This is a genomic window from Blastococcus sp. SYSU DS0669 (genome assembly GCF_054050895.1).
Genome location: NZ_JBJHAE010000030.1, coordinates 14,326 through 34,680 on the forward strand (window position 1 = coordinate 14,326; position 20,355 = coordinate 34,680).

Below are 20,355 nucleotides of genomic sequence, written 5' to 3' on the forward strand. Positions count from 1 at the left end.
CGTCCATGTGGTTCGACGAGTGGTCCGGAATCATCCGAGTTCTGCTGGTGGGATCGGCGGCCTACGTCACCGTGGTGGTGATCCTCCGGTTCACCGGCAAACGGACGCTGACCAAGCTCAACGCCTTCGACCTGGTGGTCACCGTGGCGCTGGGCTCCACGCTGGCCACCATCCTCCTCAGCACCGACGTCGCCTGGACCGAGGGTGCGGTCGCCCTCGGGCTGCTGGCCCTGCTGCAGCTCGTCGTCGCCTGGCTGACGGTGCGCTGGCCCGCCCTCCGGGGGGTGGTCACCTCCCGGCCGACGCAGGTGCTGCGCGACGGGGAGCCGCTGCAGGACCGGATGCGGGACGTCCGCGTCGGGATCGACGAGATCCGCCAGGCGGTCCGCTCGTCGGGAGCCGGGGACCTGTCCGCGGTGGCCGCGGTCGTCCTCGAGAGCGACGGCTCGCTGAGCGTCATCCCGGCGGAGAAGTACGGCGCGGGGACGGCGCTCGAGGGGGTCGCGGGGGCCCACGAGCACCACGGGTGACCTGCTCGTCCCCTGGCCGGGCTCTTCATGACGAAGTCGTGTCAGCCGTCTGGGCCTGTCCGCTCCACCGTTTCACCGAGCCGGTCGGGGGAAGGGTGGCCCAGGCCCGCCGGTGCAGCAGCCGCCGGCCCGTCCCGCGCAGGGGCACCGCCGGCACGACAGCGCGTGCACCCACCTGCGCCGATCCCCGCACGACAGACGCTTCCTGCCGGAGGACGCACGTGACGCGCATCGACCGAATCGCGGAGCCCTGGGGCACCCGCACGCCGTACGGCCCGGGCGAGGAGTGGCCCACCCGGGTGGACGTCCACCTCGCCGACGGGCTCACCGAGGACGACGTCGACCGCTGGGTGCAGTCGGCGACGATCCTGCACAGCAACGGCGACGGCCTGGACATCGCGGTCAAGGACGACCGGATCGTCGGGGTCCGCGGGCGGGCCGTCGACCGGGTCAACCACGGCCGGCTCGGGCCGAAGGACCTCTTCGGCTGGCAGGCGAACAACTCCCCGGACCGGCTGACGAAGCCGTTGATCCGCCGCGGCGGGAAGCTCGTGGAGACCGACTGGGACACGGCGATGGAGGCGGTGGTCGGCCGGGCGAAGGAGCTGCTGGACGAGCAGGGGCCCAGCGCGATCAGCTTCTACACCACCGGGCAGCTGTTCCTGGAGGAGTACTACACCCTCGGCCTGATCGCGCACGGCGGCATCGGCACCAACCACGTCGACGGCAACACCCGGCTGTGCACCGCCACCGCGGCGGCGGCGCTCAAGGAGTCGTTCGCCTGCGACGGGCAACCGGGCTCCTACACCGACATCGACCACGCCGACGTGATCGCCCTCTACGGCCACAACATGGCCGAGACGCAGACGGTGCTCTGGACGCGCATCCTCGACCGGCTGGCCGGCCCGAACCCCCCGAAGGTCGTCTGCATCGACCCGCGCGAGACGCCGGTCGCCCGGCACGCCACCGTGCACCTGGCGCCGCGGCCGGGCACGAACGTGATGCTGGCCAACGCCCTGCTGCACGAGATCATCGCCAACGGCTGGGTCGACACCGAGTACGTGGCGAAGCACGCCGTCGGCTTCGAGGAGCTCAGCAAGCGGGTGGCGAACTACCCGCCGGAGGTCGCCGCCGAGGTGTGCGACGTCCCGGCGGAGCAGATCCGCGAGGCCGCCCGGCTCATCGGCACCGCCGAGCGGCTGATGTCCACGGTGCTGCAGGGCTTCTACCAGGCGAACCAGGCCACCGCATCGGCCGTGCAGGTCAACAACATCCACATCCTGCGCGGCATGCTCGGCAGGCCCGGCTGCGGGATCCTCCAGATGAACGGGCAACCGACCGCGCAGAACACCCGCGAGTGCGGCGCGGACGGCGACCTGCCCGCCTTCCGCAACTGGTCCAACGACGAGCACATCCAGGACCTGGCCCGGGTCTGGAACGTCGACCCGATGGACATCCCGCACTACTCGCCGCCCACCCATGCCATGCAGATGTTCCGGTACGCCGAGGAGGGCTCCATCCGCTTCATGTGGGTGCAGGCCACCAACCCGGCGGTCTCCCTGCCCGAGCTCGGCCGGATCCGCGAGATCCTCGCCCAGGACCGGCTGTTCCTGGTGGTCCAGGACATCTTCCTGTCCGAGACCGCGCAGCTCGCCGACGTGGTGCTCCCGGCCGCCACCTGGGGCGAGAAGACCGGCACCTTCACCAACGTCGACCGCACGGTGCACCTGTCGGAGAAGGCCGTGGAGCCACCGGGCGAGGCGAAGCCGGACTTCGACATCTTCCTGGACTTCGCCCACCGGATGGGGCTGAAGGACAAGGACGGCGCGCCGCTGGTGAAGTGGTCGACGCCCGAGGAGGCCTTCGAGGGCTGGAAGGAGTGCTCCCGCGGGCGCCCCTGCGATTACACGGGCATGAGCTACGACAAGCTCCGCGGCGGCAGCGGGATCCAGTGGCCGTGCAACGACGAGCACCCGGACGGCACCGAGCACATCTACGTCGACGGGCAGTTCTGGTCCGACCCGGGCTACTGCGAGAGCTACGGCCGCGACCTCGTCACCGGGGCGCCGCTGTCGCCGGTCGAGTACAAGGCCATGAACCCCTCGGGCAAGGCGGTGCTGAAGGCGGCGGAGTACGTGCCGCCGCACGAGGTGATCAGCGAGGAGTTCCCCTTCCAGCTCATGACCGGGCGGACGCTGTACCACTTCCACACCCGGACGAAGACCGCCCGGGCACCCCAGCTGCAGCAGGCGGCGCCCGAGGTGTGGGTGGAGATGTCGGCGAGCGATGCGGCCGACCGTGGGTTCGCCGAGGGCGACCTGCTCGAGGTGAGGACCCCGCGTGGCCGCGTCGAGGCCAAGCTGCGGATCAGCGGTATCCGGCCCGGAGTGGTCTTCCTGCCCTTCCACTACGGGTACTGGGACGAGCCCGACGGTCACCAGCCGGCGGGCAAGCGGGGCAGGGCCGCCAACGAGCTGACGATCACCGACTGGGACTCGGCCTCCAAGCAGCCCATCTTCAAGACCGCGGCCGCCGCCGTGAAGCGGCTCGGGAAGGGTCGTGGGCCGTCCCTCGCGCCGACGACGACCGGATCGAAGCCCGTCACCGACGGTGTGCCGCCCACCACCGGCGGTGACGCCGCCCTCTCCACCGAGAAGCTGACCACCGAGGAGCTGCCCGCCGGGGAGCCGGCGACCGTGTCGGGAGGCACCCGATGAAGCTGCACCTGGCGATCGAGGAGCTGCACCGCTCCGAGAACCACCTGGCCGGCGCCCTGCTGGCGATGTCCGACCGGCACAAGGCCGACCACGAGGTCTTCCACGTGGCCAGGGACATCGCCCGCTGGTCGCAGGACCACGTCCGGGCCCTGGCCGAGGTCGGCAGGGACTTCGGACTGGAGCTGGACCCGGAGCCGAAAGGGGACCCCACCGTCCTGGAGAAGGCCCGGCAGAAGGCGTCCGACCTGATGGGGCGCAGCAGCACGCCCGGGATGCTCCTGCTGGCCGACCTGCGGCACATCTACCGCGAGGCGTCCGGCACGTCGCTGGACTGGGAGCTCCTCGCCCAGGGCGCGCAGGGCGCCCGGAAGAAGGAGCTGCTCGAGCTCGCCGAGCGCTGCCACCCCGAGACCCTGCGGCAGGTCCGGTGGGCCAACGGCAAGCTCAAGGAGTCGGCGACCCAGGTGCTGGTCAGTTGAGCCCCGACGGCGCGACGGGGGCGGCCGGAACGCGGATCGTCCTGCGGCCGCTGGCCACCCCCCTGCCCCTGGGGTTCCTCGCCCTGGCGCTGGCGACGACGATGTTCAGCGCCGTGCAGCTGGGCTGGATCCCCGCCGCCGAGGGGCGGGTCGCCGGCTGCACCGCGTTGTTCGCCACGTTCCCCCTGCAGCTGCTGGCCTCCGTCTTCGGGTTCCTCAGCCGCGACCCGGTGGCGGCGACGGGGATGGGGATCCTCAGCGGGACGTGGGCGGTCGCCGGGTTCACCACGCTGACCAGTCCGCCGGGCTCGGTCAGCAGCGGGCTGGGCGTCCTGCTCCTGGTGGCCGGACTGGGCATGTTCACCCCGGCCGCCGTCGCGATGGGCAGCAAGGTCGTGCCGGCAGCGGTGATGGCGCTGGCGGGGACCCGGTTCGTCGTCACCGGCGTCTACGAGATGACCGGGTCGCAGGCGTGGAAGACGGGGGCCGGGTGGATCGGCGTGGCCCTCGCGGTCCTCGCGCTCTACGCCGCCCTGGCCCTGGAGCTGGAGGGGGCCCAGGAGAAGACCGTCCTCCCGCTCGGCCGGCGCGGACCCGGCCGCACCGTGATGGCCGGTGAGGGACCACTGGCACCTGAGGAGCTGATCGAGGAAGCCGGGGTCCGCCCGCAGCTCTGACCGTGGCTCCGGCCCGCGGCCCCGCGGGCCCGGCGCTCACCCCGCCGGCGCGTCCGACACCGGCGATCGCGGGCTGAGCCGACGGGCGGGCGACCAGCGCCCGGCCAGGGCGTCCTCGAAGGCCGCCCGCCAGGCGCTGGTCTCGCGGTTCTCGATCGCGGTGCTCTCCAGCGCCAGGTCCACGGTGCGGTCGAGCAGGCTGCGCAGGGCGTCGTCGAGCCCCTCCCCGCGCACCTGCCACGCCACCTCGTGCAGCAGCCCCGCGATCCGGCGCAGCACCGCCGGCTGCCCCGACGCGTACTGCAGGGGCTCCTCCAGGCCGACGGTGAGGAGTTCGTCGGCGGTCCACTGCGGCACGAGCAGCCGCACCGCGCCGTCGTCGTCGCACCAGGACCGGACGGTGCCGCGGCGGCGGAGGAGGACACCGAGCAGGGCGGAGACGTGCGACAGGGCGTGCACGGCGGTCGTCGGGTCGTTGATGCCGGGCGAGAGCGCCCGACCGGCGATGTCGACGATCTTGCGGAGGCTGTAGGCCGGGTCCTGGTCGGGGGAGCGCTCGTAGGACAGACGGACGCCGCGGGAGAGCGCGTCCCGCAGCGGCGCCACGTCCTCGACGGGCCCCCCACCGCGCCGCCAGGCCTCGGCGAGCGGTGTCCCGGCGACGACGGCGTCGCCCATGCGCGGGGAGAGGGCGAGGACGACGTCGGCGTCCCGGGCCGCTTCCACCAGGTGCTCGACGTCGACGTCGATGACGAAGCCGCTGCCGGTGGCCTCGACGGGAGTCCCGGGCCTCTCCGGGAGCCGGCCGCCGTCGTCCGGCTCGTCGTCCTCGTCCCGCACGGCCCGGGTCGCCTCGGCGTGGACGTCGCGCAGCATCGTCTCCACCCGGAGGGAGCGGGCGAGGTGGCCCAGGAAGACCACCAGGGCCACGACGCTGCCCACCGCGAACAGGAACGCCAGCGTGATCGACACCCGGGGGACGAACGAGTCGTCGCCGGCCGCGGCCTCTGCCGTCCGCACCGTCCGCAGCACCGTGAGGGCGTAGACGAAGGTCCCGGTCAACTGGGCCAGGGTCAGCTGGACGACGCGGTCGGTGGCGAAGGTCTGCAGCAGTCGCGGCGAGTACTGGCTGCTGCCGAGCTGGAGCGCCACGACGGTGAGGGAGAAGATCACACCGGTCACCGAGATCAGCGAGCCGGCGATCGAGGCCAGCAGGTCACGGGCGGCGGCCGGGCCGCCGCCGAAGACGAAGCTCAGCGGCGACGCCGGACCGCCCGTGCCGAGGTACCCGTCGACGATCGGCATCCCGACCCCGAGCCCGACCGCGAGGGTGACCGTGAGCAGCGGGATCGGCCACAGGGTGCTGCGCATGCCGCGCCACAGGCGCTGGACGGGGTGGACGTCGTTCATGGGCTCAGTCCTCGCTCGCCGGGTCGGAGCCCGGTGTCTCGGGGTCGGTGGCCGGGGCGACCGAACCGAACTGCTCACGGCCGACCGGCCCGTTGGTCAGCCCACCGTCGGTGGGTACCTCCACCGGCGCGCCGTCGACGAGGAAGCGCACGCGGGCGGTGCCCGGCAGCTCGGTGAGCGTCCAGACCACCTGCGCCACGGCGAGCAGCTGGTTGCCCCCGGTGATCCTGGCGAACTCCTCGGTCACGGCCACCGCCGTGATGCCGCCGGGCAGGCCCTCGTCGGCGACGATGGACTGCGGCGCGACCGCGGTGCGCAGCCCGCCGACGACCTCCGCCCGGGTGGGGCCGATCGCCAGCAGGTCGAGGGCGCGCTCGGCGGTCACCGTGCGGCTCGCCCGGGATACCGGCTCGAGCCGGGTGCCGCGGACGAAGAAGACGATCACCTCGGGGCCGACCCCGTCGCGCGGTGGCGCAGGGGTGTCGAGCGTGGCGGCGGGCACCGCGATGCGTTCGGGCTGCGGCTGCGGGTCGACCCCGCACCCGGTCAGCGCGACGAGGGCGCACAGCAGGACCGCCAGAGCCCTCATGAGCCGGCCTCCACGGGCAGGTCCACCACGAACCGGGCGCCGCCGTCGGGGCCGTCCTCGACGTGCACCGCGCCGCCCATCATCCGCACGTGGCGGACGACGAGGGCCAGCCCGAGACCGGCTCCCTCCGTGTGCGTGCGGATGCTGCCCGTGCCCCGGGCGAACCGCTCGAAGATCCGGTCGCGCTCGTCCTCGGCCACGCCCGGACCGGCGTCGTCCACGGCCACCCGCGCGACGTCGCCGGCCCGCGAGACGGTGACCCCGGTGAGGCCGCCGCCGTGCTTGTCGGCGTTGTCCATGAGGTTGCCCAGCACCCGCTCCAGGCGGCGCTTGTCCGCGTGGACCAGCACCTGCTCGGCGTCGGGGTGCACGGTGAGCAGCGCCGCGGCCGTGCCGTCCAGCCGGTGCCGGCCCACGACCTCCCGGGTGAGCGCGGACAGGCGCACGGGTTCGACGGCGATGTCGGTGCTCCCCGCATCGGCGCGGGAGATCTCCAGCAGGTCGGCGACCAGGCGCTCGAACCGCTCCACCTCCGAGCGCAGGAGCCCGAGCGCCTCGGCCTGCTCCGCGTCGCCGGGGTCGGCGGTGGCCTCCACCAGGTCCAGCGCGCCCAGCATCGTGGTCAGCGGGCTGCGCAGCTCGTGGCTGACGTCCGCGGCGAACCGGGCGTCGCTGCGCACCCGCTGCTCGAGGGCTTCCGCGGTCTGGTTGAACGAGGCGGCGATGGGGGCCAGCGAGGGGTCGCCGCGCGGGTCGATGCGGGTGTCGAGCGCACCGGAGGCGACAGCCGCTGCCGCGGCGGAGATCCGGTCCAGCGGGCGCAGCGCAGGGCCGGTGACCCACCACCCGACCACGAGCGAGAGCGGCACCGAGCCGAGGACCGCGACCGCCAGCACCGTGGCCAGGACGCGGTAGGTCCGGTCGAGCTCGCCGAGCGGGAAGACCTCGATGTAGGCCGACCCCAGCTCGGCCAGCGGCACCGCGACGGCCATCACCGTCTCGCCGTCGATCTCGATGCGCTGCCGGACCGAGGTGCCGGCGACGGCGAGCTCGCGCAGCTGCTCGGGCAGGTCGTCCCGGCCGACGAGCAGCGACGTGGTGGTCCAGGTGCCGCCGTCCACGAGCAGCGAGGTGGAGCCCGTCTCGCGCGGCAGCTGGGCGAGGACCTGGGCGACGTCCAGCCCCTCGGTGGCCAGCGAGCGCTGCACCTGGGCCGCATTGTCCGAGGTCTGCACGAGCGTGACCCGCTCGCGCTGGAGGAGGAGGAACTGGGACACCGCCACCCAGACCGCGAGGGCCAGGACGGCGGAGACCACGAGGGTGACCGCCGCGAAGGCGGCGGTCGCCCGGGCCCGCAGGGTGGCGAGACGGAACGAGGCGCGACGCGGCCGGCGGGCTCGCGCCGGCGCTGCGCCCGCGTCGGGGGCGGCTCCGTCGACCGGCCCCGTCACCCAGGGACCCGGTAGCCCATGCCCCGGACGGTCGTCACCAGCGTCGGGTTCGACGGGTCGGGCTCGATCTTCTTCCGCAGCCGGCGGATGTGGACGTCGACCAGGCGGGAGTCGCCGAAGTAGTCGTACCCCCACACCCGCTCGAGCAGCTCCTCCCGGCTGAGCACCCGTCCGGGGTCGGCGGCGAGCTCGCAGAGCAGCCGGAACTCGGTGCGGGTCAGGCTGAGCGTCTCTCCGTCGCGGGTGATGGTGCCCTCGGCCGGCGAGATGTGCAGGTCGCCGACGGTGAGCGTCACCCGGGGCTCGGGGGCGCGGGTGCGGCGGGCCAGCGCCCGGATGCGGGCGGAGAGCTCCTTGACGACGAAGGGCTTGGAGACGTAGTCGTCGGCACCCGCTTCGAGCCCGGCGACCACGTCGTGGCTGTCGGCCCGGGCCGTGAGCATGATGACGGGGGTGTTGGAGGTGCGCCGGATCGCCCGGCACACCTCGAAGCCGTCCATCCCGGGCAGCATGAGGTCCAGCAGGATGACGTCGAACGACTTCTCGGCCAGCCGCGCCAGGCCGTCCTCGCCGCTCCCCGCCTCGGTGACCTCCAGGCCCTCCCGCTGCAGGGTCAGTTGCAGCATGCGCCGGATCCGTGGGTCGTCCTCGATGATCAGCACAGACCGGGACATGCCGGTCAGTCTGCCCAGCCCCGCGCGAACTAGTCACCGCGCTCCCGTCCGTGTGACCCGCCGGACCCCGTGCACCGTCCGGGGAGATGACGAATCCGTGACGTCCGGGTCGGCCGGCCCGCCGGCGGATACGGGCCGGCGGAGCGCCGGCGCGCAGGGCTCCGGTGACGGTGGAACCGTGCACCGGACATCCCGCATGCGGCCCACCCCGCCGGCGCGCCGCAGCACCGGCGCGGCCGCGTGGACGCCGGGGTCTCCGTCCTCGCCGTCGTGCTCGGCCTCATGGTCGTGCACCGTCATCTCAACCCCCGGCGCGCAGCTCGAAGAGGACCAGCTGCGGCGGGGCGTTGATCCGCACCGGCACCGTGCTGAACCCCAGCCCGCAGGAGACGAACATGCGGTTGCCCTCGGCGCCGTACTCCTCGGGAGCCCAGCCGTCGGCGACGAGCGCCTCCTCGGAGGTGAGGCCGAGGTAGGACCAGCGCGGGGTCCCGGGCAGGGCCACCTGACCGCAGTGCGTGTGACCGGCGAAGGTCAGCGGCGCGGTCCCGGCGGGCATCTCCGGAAAGGTCGTCGGGTTGTGCATCAGCACGACGCGCGGGGCCCCGTCGGGCACCTCGGCGAGGGCGGCGTCCACGTCCACCTCGCCGGGCCAGGCCGGCCCGATGCCCACGACGTGCAGCGCCTGGTCGCCTTCCCCGGTGCCGGGGACCGCGGCCGCCTCGTTGCGCAGCACCGTGATCCCGGCGGCCTCGAACGCGCGGACCAGCTCCTCGGCCGCCCCCACCTTGTAGTCGTGGTTGCCGAGCACGGCGTAGGTCGGGATGCCGGAGTCGACCAGCGGCTGCAGCAGCTCCATCACCGACTCGACCTGCTCGGGGATGCCGGGATCCTCGCTGTAGACGTAGTCGCCGCCGAGCAGGGCGATGTCCGGCTGCGCCTCCACCATCTCCTCCACGGCCCGGGCCACCATGCCCTCGTTGGCCCACCACATGCCGATCTGCGGATCGGAGATCATGGCGACCTCCGTGCCGTCGGCCGACTCGTCCAGCTGCGGGATCGGCACCTGCTCCCGCTCCTCGTCGAGGATCAGGCGCGGCTCGACGAGCACTCCGTAGAGCACGAGGAGGACGAGCAGACCACCGAGGACGGCGGCGGTCCGTTTGAGCCAGGTCATGGGGTGGGTCCTCCGGGTCGGGGCAGGGTCGGCAGGGTGGCGGGGAGCGGCGCGGACAGCACCGTTCCCCGCCGGTCCGAGGGCATGCGGCCCAGGTCCGGTTCGCCACGGGCTCGTCACACCGGCGAGGGCGGTCGTGTGACGCCGACGCGACGCCGGCGCCGCCTGTCTTGCGATGTCGTGACGAACGCCGCGCCGTGGAGATGCCCCGCCCCGGAGTGGGCAGGACCGGCCCAGCGACCAGCTGCCACGCGGCGCTCCGAGAAGTGGAGGACCACCGAGATGACGACCAGCCGTTCCAGCCTCCGCCGGGTGCCCGCCGCTCTGTTGGCGGGCCTGCTCGCCGGGGCCGTGCTCGCCGGCTGCGGGGAGGGCGACGAGGACCCCACCACCGCGGCCGACGTCGACGTCCGCCCGTCGGAGGACCTCCGGGACCCGTACAACGGGGCTTACGACGCGGACTTCCGCGAGGACCTCGACGGCTACGAGGGGGTCGAGGTCAGCCTGCTCGGGGAGGTGGGCCGCATCGTCTCGCCCGTCGCCTTCACGCTGACCGGCGACGACGTCGAGCCGATCCTGGTCATCACGGACCAGGAGCTGGCCGACCTCCGCCCGGGCGCGACGGTGGCGGTGGCCGCGCAGCCCGCGGACGAGTTCGAGCTCGCCGGGCTCGAGGAGGCGCTGGGCACCGACCTGCCCGACGACGCCTACGAGGAGTGGGAGGGCGAGCCCTTCCTCGACGCGGCCCGGGTCGAGCCGCAAGCCTGAACGCGCGGCCGCCCGGGACGCTGAGCGCGTCCCGGGCGGCCGGTGGGGAGGTGGCGCCCGCCGGGGCGGGCGCAGGTGCGGTCAGCGGCGGGCGCCGAGCGCGGCGATCTCGTGCGCGGACTCGAGGGTCGGGGCCGTGGCGAGCGCCCGGGCGAGCGCGCGCTCCTCGCGCAGGTGGGCGCGGACGGCGTGCCGGCGGGCGAGGACGGTGCGGAGGCGGGTCATGGCGTGTCCTTCCGGAGCAGCGGTGGTGGTGCGAGCGCTGCAGGGGGCCGGGCGGGCCGGCCGGAGACCGTCCGCCTCCTGGGTTCGCACCCTGAACTCTGCTCCTCCGTGCACAGTTCGTCAAGCGAACTCAGCATGGCTATCCTCACACCGTGAGCGACGCCTCCTTCGACCGGTCCCGCTGCTCCGTCGCCGGCACGCTGGCCGTCGTGGGGGAGAAGTGGAGCCTGCTCGTCCTGCGGGAGGCGTTCCTCGGGGTCCGGCGGTTCGCCGACCTCCAGCAGGCGCTCGGCGCACCGAAGGCGGTGCTCACCGACCGGCTGGCCACCCTGGTCCGCGAGGGCGTGCTCAGCCGTGAGCCCTACCGCGCCGAGGGCGAGCGGCAGCGCCACGAGTACCGGCTCACCGACAAGGGGCGCGACCTCTACCCGACGCTGGTGGCCCTCATGGCGTGGGGCGACCGCTACCTCACCGACGGCCCGCCGCCGCTCGCGCTCGAGCACCGCGGCTGCGGTGCCTCCGTGCGCGTGGCGCTGGTGTGCGAGGACGGCCACGAGGTCGCCGGGCCGCGCGAGGTCCGCCCGCGGCCCCGGACGCCGGACGCCCGCCCGGCGGGGTGAGCGCGCGCCCGCACCGGTGAGTTCGCGCGGGTTCCGTCGTCCTACCGACGAGCCCGGCCGACGGAGCCGGGCACGCCGATCGAGGAGTTCTCCCGTGCGCATGATCTTCGTGAACCTGCCGGTCGCCGACCGCGACCGGGCCGACGCCTTCTACGCAGCACTGGGCCTCCGGCGCAACGACCAGTTCTCCGACGACCGGACCGTCTCCTACCAGATCGAGGAGAACATCGCGGTCATGCTCCTGACCCGCGAGCGGTTCGCCGACTTCGTCGCGGGCGAGGTCGGGGACCCGGCCCAGGCGACCTCGGTGCTCACCTGCCTGTCGGCGGACAGCCGCGAGGAGGTCGACCGGATGGTGTCCGCCGCGATCGCGGCCGGCGGCAAGCCCTGGCTGCCGGCCCAGGACCACGGCGTCATGTACGGCTCGAGCTTCGCCGACCCCGACGGCAACGTCTGGGAGGTCATGTGGATGGACCCGGCGCTGCTCGCGGGTTGAGCCCGCCGGCTGGCGCCGGTGCCCACTCTCCGGAACCCTGTCGTCACCGGCCGCTCCCGGCGGTCGGTGGTGGCGTCGCCGGCGCGGCGGCCCACCGGGGCGCGGAGGGGGAGCGGTGATCGAACCGGAGGTCCCGGAGGGACCGGAGAACGTGCGCCACGGGGCGGTCGGCCCGCTGATCCGCACCACCGGCCGGCAGGTGCTCGTGCTCGCCGACGACGCCGGGCCGGTGGACTGGGGGCGGGCCGGCGTCCGCGACGTCGCGGACTCGCGGGACTTCGCCGACGGGGTGGTGCCCGCGGAGACCCTCCGCGAGTCCGGGGCGGTGCTGTTCGCGGCGCTCGGGATCGCGGTCGTCTCGGCCGACGCCGCGCAGGTCGGCGCCCTGGCGGGCGGCGGGACCGGGCGCCCGGTGCTCTCCGTCTCCCCGGAGCTGGTCCACCGCGTGCTCGAGGGGCCGGGCGCGGGCTACGCCCGCGGCTACCGCGACGGGGTCACCGACCTCACCGCCCGGCTGCTGGCCGCCCCCGGCGACGCGCCGGCCGGCTCCCGGGCGCGGTTCGAGGACACCCGCTCCTCGACGTGGGGGGTGCAGGCGGTCGGCGCCGACTCCTCCTCGCGGTCCGGCCGCGGCATCCGGGTGGCCGTGCTGGACACCGGGTTCGACCTCGACCACCCCGACTTCGCCGGCCGCGCGGTCACCGCCCGCTCGTTCGTCGCCGGCGAGGGGCCCCAGGACGGGCACGGCCACGGCACGCACTGCATCGGCACCGCCTGCGGGCCGCGGACCCCGCCGTCGGGGCCGCGGTACGGCGTCGCCCACGAGGCGGAGATCTTCGCCGGGAAGGTCCTCGGCGACGACGGCAGCGGCACCGACGCCGGCATCCTCGCCGGGATGAACTGGGCGGTGACCAACCGGTGCCCGGTGATCTCGATGTCGCTGGGCGCCGACGTGACCCAGGCCCACCCGCCCTACTCCGCCGCCGGGCGGCGCGCCCTCGCCCAGGGCTCGCTGGTCGTGGCCGCGGCCGGGAACAACGCCGACCGGCCGGCGGGCTCGTGGGGGTTCGTCGGCGCCCCGGCGAACAGCCCGGAGATCCTGGCGGTCGGTGCGCTGGACCAGGCGCTCGGGACGGCGTACTTCTCGGCCCGGAGCCTCCCCGGCCGGGGCGGACAGGTCGACGTCGCCGCTCCCGGGTTCGAGGTCTGCTCGGCGTGGCCGATGCCGACCCGCTACAACACCATCAGCGGCACCAGCATGGCGACCCCGCACGTCGCGGGCGTCGCCGCGCTGTGGGCGGAGGCGACGGGCCGGCGCGGGCTGGAGCTCTGGGCCACGCTGGTCCAGGAGGGTGAGCGGTTGCTCGAGGGCTCCGTGGACACCGGCAGCGGGCTGGTCCTCGCGCCGCGGTGAGCGGTTCCCGGTCTCGCGGGTTCCTTGTAGCGTCGGTGGCATGACCCACGTCAGCGTCACCGTGGACGAGCGGCACCTCAGCGCTCTCGACGGCGTCGTCCAGGGACTGCGGGCTCGCGGCATGCAGGTCGACCAGGTGCTGGATGCGCTCGGGATCATCACCGGCTCGGTGCCCAGGGGGACCCTCGGCGCGCTGAGCGCCGTCGCCGGCGTCGCGTCGGTCGACGAGCAGCGGGGCCACCGGCTGCCGCCGCCGGGGGCGCCCGTCCAGTGAGCCCGCCGGCGCTCAGGGCCGGCGCTGGGCGGGGACCGTCGTGGCGCGCTGCGCGGCCCGCAGCGGCCCCGCGGACGGCAGCGGACGGCCACCGCCGACCGTCGGCGGGGGCGCCGCGCGGTCGGCGTGCACCTCGAGCAGCTCGTCGAGGCCCACCAGCACGAGGAGCCGGTGCAGGACCGGGCTCGGGCGGTCGAGCACCAGCGCGCACCCCTGGCGCCGGGCGAGGTGGTGCGCGGTGACGAGCGCCCGCAGCCCCGCCGCGTCGCAGAGGGTCACCTGCCGGGTGTCCACGGTCCACCGGCGGTGCTCCGTGCCCACCAGCGCGGCGAGCGCCTCGACGAGGTGGTGGGAGTGCTCCCGGACGAACTCCCCGGCCAGGGCCACCGTGCCGCCCGCGAGGTCGACGACGACCCCGAACGGCGCCGCGTCGGCGGTCGCGTCGCCGGGGACGGTGTCCGGTGCCATGGGCTGCCTCCCACCCGGCGGCCGGGCCCCGGGGTGCCCGGGGCGGTGTGCGCGGGTCGGCGTCTCGACCCGGCGCGAGGCTACCGGCTGTGGCGCACGTCACGGTGGCGCTCCGGCGCGCCCACCGCCGCGGCGTGTCCGGGGCGCTGCAGCGCGTCGCGGCGGTCGTGGTGGGATGGACGGCGATGAGCGAGAACGCGAGCCGCCTGCGTGATGTCCGCCCGGAGGACGCCTTCGACGTCGAGGCCGTGCACGCGTGGCTGGCGCCGCGGGTCCCGGCGCTGGCGGGGCGGCCCGCACCGGCCGTCCGGCAGTTCTCCGGCGGCGCCAGCAACCTCACCTACCTCCTCGACTACGGCGACCCGCACCTGGTGCTCCGCCGTCCCCCGCACGGGCACAAGGCGGCCTCGGCGCACGACATGGGCCGGGAGGTGCGCGTGCAGCAGCGGCTGCGCCCGCATCTCGACGTCGTCGCGGAGATCCACGGCTTCTGCACGGACCACGCGGTCATCGGCAGCGACTTCTACGTCATGGAGCGGCTCGTCGGCACCGTGCTCGGCCGGACGCTGCCCGAGGGCGTGCAGCTGTCCCCGGGGCAGGCGCGGGTGCTGGGCGAGACGGCCTACGACACCCTCGCCGAGCTGCACTCCATCGACGTCGACGCAGCCGGGCTGGCCGACCTGGGCAAGGGCCCCGGCTACGTCCGCCGGCAGGTGGAGGGCTGGTCCCGCCGCTTCCGCGACGCGCTCACCGACGACGTCCCGCCCGCCGAGGAGCTGATGGCCTGGCTCGACCGCCACCGGCCGCAGGACGTGCGGGCGAGCCTCCTGCACGGTGACTGGAAGCTCGACAACCTGGTGCTCGACCTCTCCGGCACCCCCCGCATCACCGGCGTGCTGGACTGGGAGATGGCCACCGTCGGCGACCCGCTCATGGACCTCGGCGCCTCGCTGGCCTACTGGGTCACCGCCGGGGACGACGAGGAGTTCGGCCTGGTCTCCACCCAGCCGAGCACGCTGGCCGGGATGCCGACCCGCGAGGAGATCGTGGCGCGCTACCTCGAGCGCACGGGGCTGTCGACGCCGAACTGGACCTTCTACGAGGTGTTCGGCCTGTTCCGGCTCGCGGTGATCATCCAGCAGATCTGGGCGCGGTACCGCTCCGGGCACACGACCAACCCGCGGTTCGCCCACTTCGGCATCGCCGCAGCGGTCCTGCTGCAGCGTGCGGAGCGGCTGGCCGGATGCCGCTGATCTGCCTGGTCCGGCACGGGCAGGCCTCGTTCGGCGCCGACGACTACGACGTGCTCAGCGACCTGGGCCGCGAGCAGTCCCGCCGCGTGGGGGAGGAGCTGCGGCGCCGGGAGCTGCGCGACCCGATGGTGGTCTCCGGGACGCTGCGCCGGCAGCGGGACACCGCCGCGCTGCTCGCCGAGGCGGCCGGCTTCGGCCCGGTGGGGGCGGCCGACGCCCGGCTGGACGAGTACGACCACCTCGACCTGCTCAAGCGCTACCCCGGCGAGGACCCCGGACCGGCCGGGAACCCCGGGTCCCGGGAGATCCAGCGGCTGCTCGACGGCGCGCTCCGGTCCTGGATCGCGGCCGGCGAGGCCGACGGCTGGCCGGACTTCTCCTCGGGCGCCGCCGCGGCCGTCGCCGACCTGGCCGCCGGGCTGCCGCGCGGGCGCGACGCCGTCGTCGTCAGCTCCGGCGGGGTCATCGCCGCGCTGGTGGCCGGGCTGATCGGCGCCCCGGCCGACGGCGTGGTGGCGCTGAACCGGGCCGCCGTGAACGTGGGGGTCACCTCGGTGCTGGCGGGCGCTTCGGGTCTGTCGCTGCTGGCCTTCAACGACCACGCGCACGTCACCGGCGACCGGCGGCACCTGCTCACCTACCGATGAGCCGGCCGCCCGCCAAGCCGGTGCCCGACGTCGTGGCGCCCGGCCTCGACGTGTTGTTCTGCGGGATCAACCCGTCGCTGCTCTCGGCCGAGGTCGGGCACCACTTCGCCCGGCCCGGGAACCGGTTCTGGCCGGCGCTGCACCTCGCCGGGTTCACCCCGCGGCAGCTGCGCCCGGACGAGGACCGCGAGCTGCTGCGGTACGGGCTCGGGGTGACCAACGTCGTGGACCGGCCGACACGCACGGCCGCCGAGCTCTCCCTCGAGGAGCTGCAGGCCGGCGCCGTCGCGCTCGAGCGGCTGGTGGGCGACATGCGCCCGCGGGTCCTGGCGGTGCTGGGCATCACCGCGTGGCGGCAGGGGTTCGGGCGGCCGAAGGCGGTCGCCGGCCGCCAGCCCGAGCGGGTGGGCGGCGCGGTGACCTGGGTGGTGCCCAACCCCAGCGGGCTCAACGCCCACGTGCAGCTGCCCGACCTGGCCCGCATCTACGGGCAGCTGCGCCGGCGACCGGGTGGCTGACCCGGCGTCAGCCGACGACGACGCTCCAGGGCCGGATCGTCCACGCCGTCACCAGGCCGTGCGTGACGTAGGGGTCCTGTGCCACGAACCGCTCCACGACCTCGCGCGGCGCCGTCCACACCAGCAGCGCGCGGTCGTACGGGTCGGGCAGGGCGCCGGCCAGGAGGAGTTCACCGCGCTCGTGCGCCGCCCTTGCCAGGTCCAGGTGGTCCGACCGCAGGGCGGTGCGGCGTTCCAGGTAGTCGTCGGCCAGCACGTACTCCAGCACCAGATGCACGGCTCCACCCTCACACCTCCCGGGCCGGCGGTGGTGCCCGGGGGCAGGGCGGCGGCGAGAATGCCGGGATGCCCCGTCTCCTGGTGGTCCACCACACCCCCTCGCCTGCGCTGCAGGCGGTGCTCGAGGCGGTGCGGGAGGGGGTGGCGCTCGTCGACGACGTCGAGCCGGTCCTGCGCCCCGCGCTCTCGGCGGGAGCTGCGGACCTGCTCGCCGCCGACGGGGTGCTCCTGGGCACCCCGGCCAACATCGGCTACATGTCGGGGGCGCTCAAGCACTTCTTCGACACCGTCTACTACCCCTGCCTCGAGGCCACGCCCGGGCTGCCCTTCGGTGTGTACGTGCACGGCAACGACGACACCGCAGGCGCCCTGCGCAGCATCGAGCGCGTCACCGGCGCCCTGCGCTGGAAGCAGGTGGCCGCACCGCTGAGCCTCACCGGTGCCCCGGGACCGGCGGACCTGGAGGCCTGCCGGGAGCTCGCGGCGACGGTGGCGGTCAGCCTCTGAGGCAGCGGCACCGGGCCTGACCGGCGGCCACCCCGCACGGGCTGGCTAGCGTGGGGCGGGTGGGTGAGATGAGGGACCGGATGCTCGCCGGGCTGCCGTACCGCCCCGACGACCCCGACCTCGCCGCGGACTCCCGGCGGGCCGGCGCCCTGGTGGCCTCCTACAACGCCGAGGCCGATCCGCACCGCCGGCACGCGCTGCTGACCGAGCTCCTCGGCGCGGTGGGCGGCGGGACGACGATCCGGTCGGACTTCCGCTGCGACTACGGCTACCGGATCAGCGTCGGGGCCCACTGCTTCGTGAACTGGGGGGCGGTCTTCCTCGACGTCGGCCCCATCACGCTCGGCGACCACGTCCAGCTCGGCCCCGGCGTCCAGCTGCTGACCGCGGTGCACCCGCTCGACCCGGCGGAGCGGCGGGCGGGCTGGCAGCACGCGTCGCCGGTGACCATCGGGGACAACGCCTGGCTCGGCGGCGGCGTCATCGTGCTGCCAGGGGTGACCGTGGGCGCCGACACGGTGGTGGGCGCCGGGTCGGTGGTCACCGCGGACCTGCCGCCGGGGGTGGTCGCCGTGGGCAACCCGGCCCGGGTGGTGCGCAGCCTGGTCTAGGCCGAGCGCGCCGACCCGGCGGGGGTGAGGGGCCGCCCGAGCCCCGCGTCGAGCCACTCGCCGGCGCGCCGATCCCAGGTGCGGGCGGCGGCCCAGTCCCGGCGACGCGACGCGTACGCGGGGGGCTCCTCCGCGGCGGCGCGCACGGCGGCGGCCATCTCGTCGGCACCGGAGACGATCGCGGTGTGCGGAGGAAGCTCCGCGGCGTGCTCCAGGTGTCCCGCGGTCGCGACCAGCGGCAAGCCGCGGGCCGCGTAGTCGTAGCTCTTCATCGACGACTGCCCCAGCGCCCGGTGCGGGACGTCGGGCACCAGCCCCACCGTCGCCGCGTCGAGGACGACGGCCAGCCGCTCGCGCGGCAGCAGCCCGCGGTAGGTCAGCCGGCCGCCGGAGCCCGCGACGAGCGCGCGGAAGCGCTCCGCGGCCGGGCGGGCCCGGTCGGGGAAGACCAGCTGCCCGTGCACGGCGATCGTCCAGTCCGGCAGCGCCCGGAGGAGCTCCTGCACCAGGTCGACGTCGAAGCGCTCGGCGACGCTGCCGACGTAGACGGCGTGCCGCTCGGCGCGCTCGGCCGTCCGGGGGGCGGTGAGCAGGTCGGCGTCGGTGCCGTTGGGGACGACCACGGGCCGACGCCCCGGGAAGAGGCCGGCCAGCACCGGGTTCACCACGACGACCTCGTCGGCCTCGTCGGCGATCCGGCGGAGCTGGTCGGGCAGCCGCCGGGCGTGGGGCAGCAGCCGCGCCCAGTCGTCGGTGCAGTCGAACACCGCCCGCCCGCGGACGGCCCCGGCGGCGCGCCACTCCCACGGCAGCATGAACGCGGTGACGTCGACGTCCCAGTCCGACCTCCGGAGGAGGGTTCCCAGCAGGGTGGCGTCCAGCTGCTCGGCGAGCCGGCCCCGGGAGCCGGGCAGCACGGTCGAGCGCTCGGAGACGCGCACGCCGGGCGCGGCCGGGGCGAACCGCGCGCGGAGGAGGTGCCCCGACCAGTTGGCGGGATCGCTGCGCAGCCGGCGCCAGTCGGCGGGGGCCTGCAGGAAGCTCACCGGGCGGCCCTGGCGGACCAGCTCCCGGGCGATCATGTGCTCGCGCCGGATCGCCGGGTGCCACGGGTCCTTGGCGACGAAACCCACCCCGCGAGGGGCTCCCCGATCGTCGGTCGTGCTCAGCGCGGGGCCCCGTCCGTCGTCACGGCGCCACCCTAGGAGGGGACGGCGCGGTCCGCCCGAGCAGACTGTTCGCCGAGCGCGGTCGCCGACGGCCGCTCGGAGCCCCAGGAGGCGACGTGCCCGCGGTGCCCGACCGGTTGCGCCGGGCCGCGGTGCGGCGGCTGCCGATCGCCGCCAAGCGCGCCCTGCTCTACGCCGAGGCGCACGGCCGCCTGCCGCGTCTGCGCGACCCCCGCACCTTCACCGAGAAGCTGAACTGGCGGATCGTGCACGACCGTCGGCCGCTGATCGGGCAGCTGGGCGACAAGCTGGCGATGAAGGAGCACGCGGCCCGCACCTGCCCCGGGCTGGCGGTTCCGCGGGTGCTGTGGACCGGCACCGACGTGGGCGAGCTGGCCGCGGCCGAGCTGCCGGAGCGCTGGGTGCTCAAGCCCAACCACGGCACGATGCGCGTGCACCGCGGCGCGGGCCGCCCCGACGTACCGGTGCTGCGGCGGCTGACCGCGGACTGGCTCGGGGAGCCGCTGTGGCCCGAGCGCGGCGAGTGGGTCTACAGCCAGGCCCGCCGGCTGCTGCTGGCCGAGGAGTTCCTCGGCCGGCCGGGCGAGGTGCTCGCCGACCACAAGTTCCTGGTGTTCGGCGGCCGGGTGCGGCTGGTGCAGGTCGAGACCGGCCGGCTCACGGGGAGCCACTCCCGGCGGCTCTACACCCGCGACTGGGTACCCGTGGCGGCGCGGGAACCGCACGTCGCCACCGGCCCGGTGACGCCGCCGCCGGCAACGCTCCCGGCCATGCTGGGGGTCGCCGAGACGCTGGGGGCGGCCTTCGACTTCGTCCGCGTCGACCTCTACGACGTCGACGGGGAGGTGTGGTTCGGCGAGCTGACGCCGTACCCGGGCGGCGGGCTGGACCCGTTCGACCCCGAGCTGGACCGGCTGCTCGGCAGCTGGTGGACGCTCCCGGCCCGCACGGAGGTGCAGGCGCGCTAGCTCACCAGCGCAGCGGGTGGGTGGACCGGGAGTGCGCGGTCCGGCAGGCCCGGCAGTTGCCCCAGGAGACGATGGCCAGCGGGGTGGTCGGGCCGCCGCACTCGGGGCACTCGACGCCCTCCCCGGAACTGGCGCGCGCCTCGCTGAGGGCGTGGGTGCGCTCCTCGTGGATCCGCTCGTCACCCCGGCAGGGGCACCCGAGATGGGCTTCCTCGCAGCGTCCGCCGTGTCTGGTGATGGGGTGCTCCTCGGTCGTGCGGTGGTCGGCGCGGGGACCGGCGCCGGTAGGGACGCAGAGGGGGGGGGGGGGCGGGCGGGGGGGGGGGCGGGGGCGGGGGGTGGCGCGGGTAGGGCGGGTTGACGTGCCGCCGCGGGTGGTGGGGCTGGTGGAGGTGGACGAGGCCGTCGCCGGG

Annotated in this window: 24 protein-coding genes; 15 read left to right on the top strand and 9 right to left on the bottom strand. The window is 75.0% G+C overall.

Annotated features, from left to right (window positions below; all coding sequences use genetic code 11):
• Positions 1-5 precede the first annotated feature (5 nt).
• From ACI792_RS19455 to ACI792_RS19470, 4 genes are all read left to right on the top strand, one after another.
• Positions 6-530, top strand: a complete 525-nt coding sequence (locus ACI792_RS19455; RefSeq protein ID WP_456604038.1) for a DUF421 domain-containing protein — start codon at positions 6-8, stop codon at positions 528-530.
• 221 nt (positions 531-751) lie between these two features.
• On the top strand, positions 752-3,247 hold the full coding sequence (locus ACI792_RS19460; RefSeq protein ID WP_456604039.1) for a molybdopterin oxidoreductase family protein: 2,496 nt from the start codon (positions 752-754) through the stop codon (positions 3,245-3,247).
• Entirely contained in the window at positions 3,244-3,726 is a 483-nt protein-coding gene (locus tag ACI792_RS19465; RefSeq protein WP_456604040.1) for a hypothetical protein, read from the top strand. Before ACI792_RS19460 ends, ACI792_RS19465 begins: the two co-directional genes overlap by 4 nt.
• Entirely contained in the window at positions 3,723-4,403 is a 681-nt protein-coding gene (locus ACI792_RS19470; RefSeq protein WP_456604041.1) for a GPR1/FUN34/YaaH family transporter, read from the top strand. Before ACI792_RS19465 ends, ACI792_RS19470 begins: the two co-directional genes overlap by 4 nt.
• A gap of 36 nt (positions 4,404-4,439) precedes the next feature.
• Here the strand turns inward: ACI792_RS19470 and ACI792_RS19475 are convergent, their stop codons facing one another.
• From ACI792_RS19475 to ACI792_RS19495, 5 genes are all read right to left on the bottom strand, one after another.
• Positions 4,440-5,813: a DUF2254 domain-containing protein gene (locus ACI792_RS19475; RefSeq protein ID WP_456604042.1), complete on the bottom strand. Its 1,374-nt coding sequence runs from the start codon at positions 5,811-5,813 to the stop codon at positions 4,440-4,442.
• 4 nt (positions 5,814-5,817) lie between these two features.
• Positions 5,818-6,402: a GerMN domain-containing protein gene (locus tag ACI792_RS19480; RefSeq protein WP_456604043.1), complete on the bottom strand. Its 585-nt coding sequence runs from the start codon at positions 6,400-6,402 to the stop codon at positions 5,818-5,820.
• Positions 6,399-7,853 (bottom strand): ATP-binding protein, encoded by a 1,455-nt coding sequence (locus ACI792_RS19485; RefSeq protein WP_456604044.1) that lies wholly within the window; start codon positions 7,851-7,853, stop codon positions 6,399-6,401. The genes ACI792_RS19480 and ACI792_RS19485 overlap by 4 nt, the downstream gene beginning before the upstream one ends.
• The gene (locus tag ACI792_RS19490) at positions 7,850-8,527 is read right to left on the bottom strand and encodes a response regulator (RefSeq protein ID WP_456604045.1); all 678 of its coding nucleotides are present in this window, start codon (positions 8,525-8,527) and stop codon (positions 7,850-7,852) included. Before ACI792_RS19490 ends, ACI792_RS19485 begins: the two co-directional genes overlap by 4 nt.
• A 301-nt stretch (positions 8,528-8,828) precedes the next feature.
• Positions 8,829-9,704: a metallophosphoesterase gene (locus tag ACI792_RS19495; RefSeq protein ID WP_456604046.1), complete on the bottom strand. Its 876-nt coding sequence runs from the start codon at positions 9,702-9,704 to the stop codon at positions 8,829-8,831.
• Positions 9,705-9,986: 282 nt separating this feature from the next.
• On the opposite strand from ACI792_RS19495, the gene ACI792_RS19500 reads away from it, so the two are divergent.
• Entirely contained in the window at positions 9,987-10,472 is a 486-nt protein-coding gene (locus tag ACI792_RS19500; RefSeq protein ID WP_456604047.1) for a hypothetical protein, read from the top strand.
• An 81-nt stretch (positions 10,473-10,553) separates the two neighbouring features.
• Here the strand turns inward: ACI792_RS19500 and ACI792_RS19505 are convergent, their stop codons facing one another.
• A complete protein-coding gene (locus tag ACI792_RS19505; RefSeq protein ID WP_236826088.1) occupies positions 10,554-10,697 on the bottom strand; it encodes a hypothetical protein in 144 nt (47 codons plus the stop codon).
• Positions 10,698-10,849: 152 nt separating this feature from the next.
• On the opposite strand from ACI792_RS19505, the gene ACI792_RS19510 reads away from it, so the two are divergent.
• From ACI792_RS19510 to ACI792_RS19525, 4 genes are all read left to right on the top strand, one after another.
• Entirely contained in the window at positions 10,850-11,317 is a 468-nt protein-coding gene (locus tag ACI792_RS19510; RefSeq protein ID WP_456581230.1) for a winged helix-turn-helix transcriptional regulator, read from the top strand.
• A 100-nt stretch (positions 11,318-11,417) separates the two neighbouring features.
• On the top strand, positions 11,418-11,813 hold the full coding sequence (locus tag ACI792_RS19515; protein WP_456604057.1) for a VOC family protein: 396 nt from the start codon (positions 11,418-11,420) through the stop codon (positions 11,811-11,813).
• A 115-nt stretch (positions 11,814-11,928) separates the two neighbouring features.
• Positions 11,929-13,227, top strand: coding sequence for a S8 family serine peptidase (locus ACI792_RS19520; RefSeq protein ID WP_456604048.1), 1,299 nt, complete (start codon positions 11,929-11,931; stop codon positions 13,225-13,227).
• 40 nt (positions 13,228-13,267) lie between these two features.
• Positions 13,268-13,501 (top strand): hypothetical protein, encoded by a 234-nt coding sequence (locus ACI792_RS19525; RefSeq protein WP_456581232.1) that lies wholly within the window; start codon positions 13,268-13,270, stop codon positions 13,499-13,501.
• A gap of 12 nt (positions 13,502-13,513) precedes the next feature.
• Here ACI792_RS19525 and ACI792_RS19530 read toward each other — a convergent pair whose 3' ends face one another.
• Positions 13,514-13,969 carry an STAS domain-containing protein gene (locus tag ACI792_RS19530; protein ID WP_456604049.1) on the bottom strand — a complete coding sequence of 152 codons (456 nt, stop codon included), beginning with the start codon at positions 13,967-13,969 and terminating at the stop codon, positions 13,514-13,516.
• Between the two features lie 89 nt (positions 13,970-14,058).
• On the opposite strand from ACI792_RS19530, the gene ACI792_RS19535 reads away from it, so the two are divergent.
• Genes ACI792_RS19535 through mug form a run of 3 tightly spaced genes read left to right on the top strand, consistent with a single transcriptional unit; the run spans position 14,059 to position 16,387 of the window.
• Positions 14,059-15,222: a phosphotransferase family protein gene (locus tag ACI792_RS19535; protein WP_456604050.1), complete on the top strand. Its 1,164-nt coding sequence runs from the start codon at positions 14,059-14,061 to the stop codon at positions 15,220-15,222.
• A complete protein-coding gene (locus ACI792_RS19540; protein WP_456604051.1) occupies positions 15,213-15,869 on the top strand; it encodes a histidine phosphatase family protein in 657 nt (218 codons plus the stop codon). The genes ACI792_RS19535 and ACI792_RS19540 overlap by 10 nt, the downstream gene beginning before the upstream one ends.
• Complete coding sequence (gene mug, locus ACI792_RS19545; protein WP_456604052.1) at positions 15,866-16,387, top strand: G/U mismatch-specific DNA glycosylase; 522 nt, start codon at positions 15,866-15,868, stop codon at positions 16,385-16,387. Before ACI792_RS19540 ends, mug begins: the two co-directional genes overlap by 4 nt.
• 7 nt (positions 16,388-16,394) lie before the next feature.
• Here mug and ACI792_RS19550 read toward each other — a convergent pair whose 3' ends face one another.
• A complete protein-coding gene (locus ACI792_RS19550) occupies positions 16,395-16,664 on the bottom strand; it encodes a YciI-like protein (protein WP_456604053.1) in 270 nt (89 codons plus the stop codon).
• A gap of 68 nt (positions 16,665-16,732) precedes the next feature.
• Between ACI792_RS19550 and ACI792_RS19555 the strand changes: the two genes are divergently transcribed.
• Both ACI792_RS19555 and ACI792_RS19560 read left to right on the top strand, forming a co-directional pair.
• On the top strand, positions 16,733-17,173 hold the full coding sequence (locus tag ACI792_RS19555) for an NAD(P)H-dependent oxidoreductase (RefSeq protein WP_456581238.1): 441 nt from the start codon (positions 16,733-16,735) through the stop codon (positions 17,171-17,173).
• A 68-nt stretch (positions 17,174-17,241) separates the two neighbouring features.
• On the top strand, positions 17,242-17,784 hold the full coding sequence (locus tag ACI792_RS19560; protein WP_456581270.1) for a sugar O-acetyltransferase: 543 nt from the start codon (positions 17,242-17,244) through the stop codon (positions 17,782-17,784).
• Here the strand turns inward: ACI792_RS19560 and ACI792_RS19565 are convergent.
• A complete protein-coding gene (locus ACI792_RS19565; protein ID WP_456604054.1) occupies positions 17,781-18,917 on the bottom strand; it encodes a glycosyltransferase family protein in 1,137 nt (378 codons plus the stop codon). The genes ACI792_RS19560 and ACI792_RS19565 overlap by 4 nt on opposite strands.
• 152 nt (positions 18,918-19,069) lie before the next feature.
• Between ACI792_RS19565 and ACI792_RS19570 the strand changes: the two genes are divergently transcribed.
• A complete protein-coding gene (locus ACI792_RS19570) occupies positions 19,070-19,942 on the top strand; it encodes an ATP-grasp fold amidoligase family protein (protein ID WP_456604055.1) in 873 nt (290 codons plus the stop codon).
• Positions 19,943-20,355 lie beyond the last annotated feature (413 nt).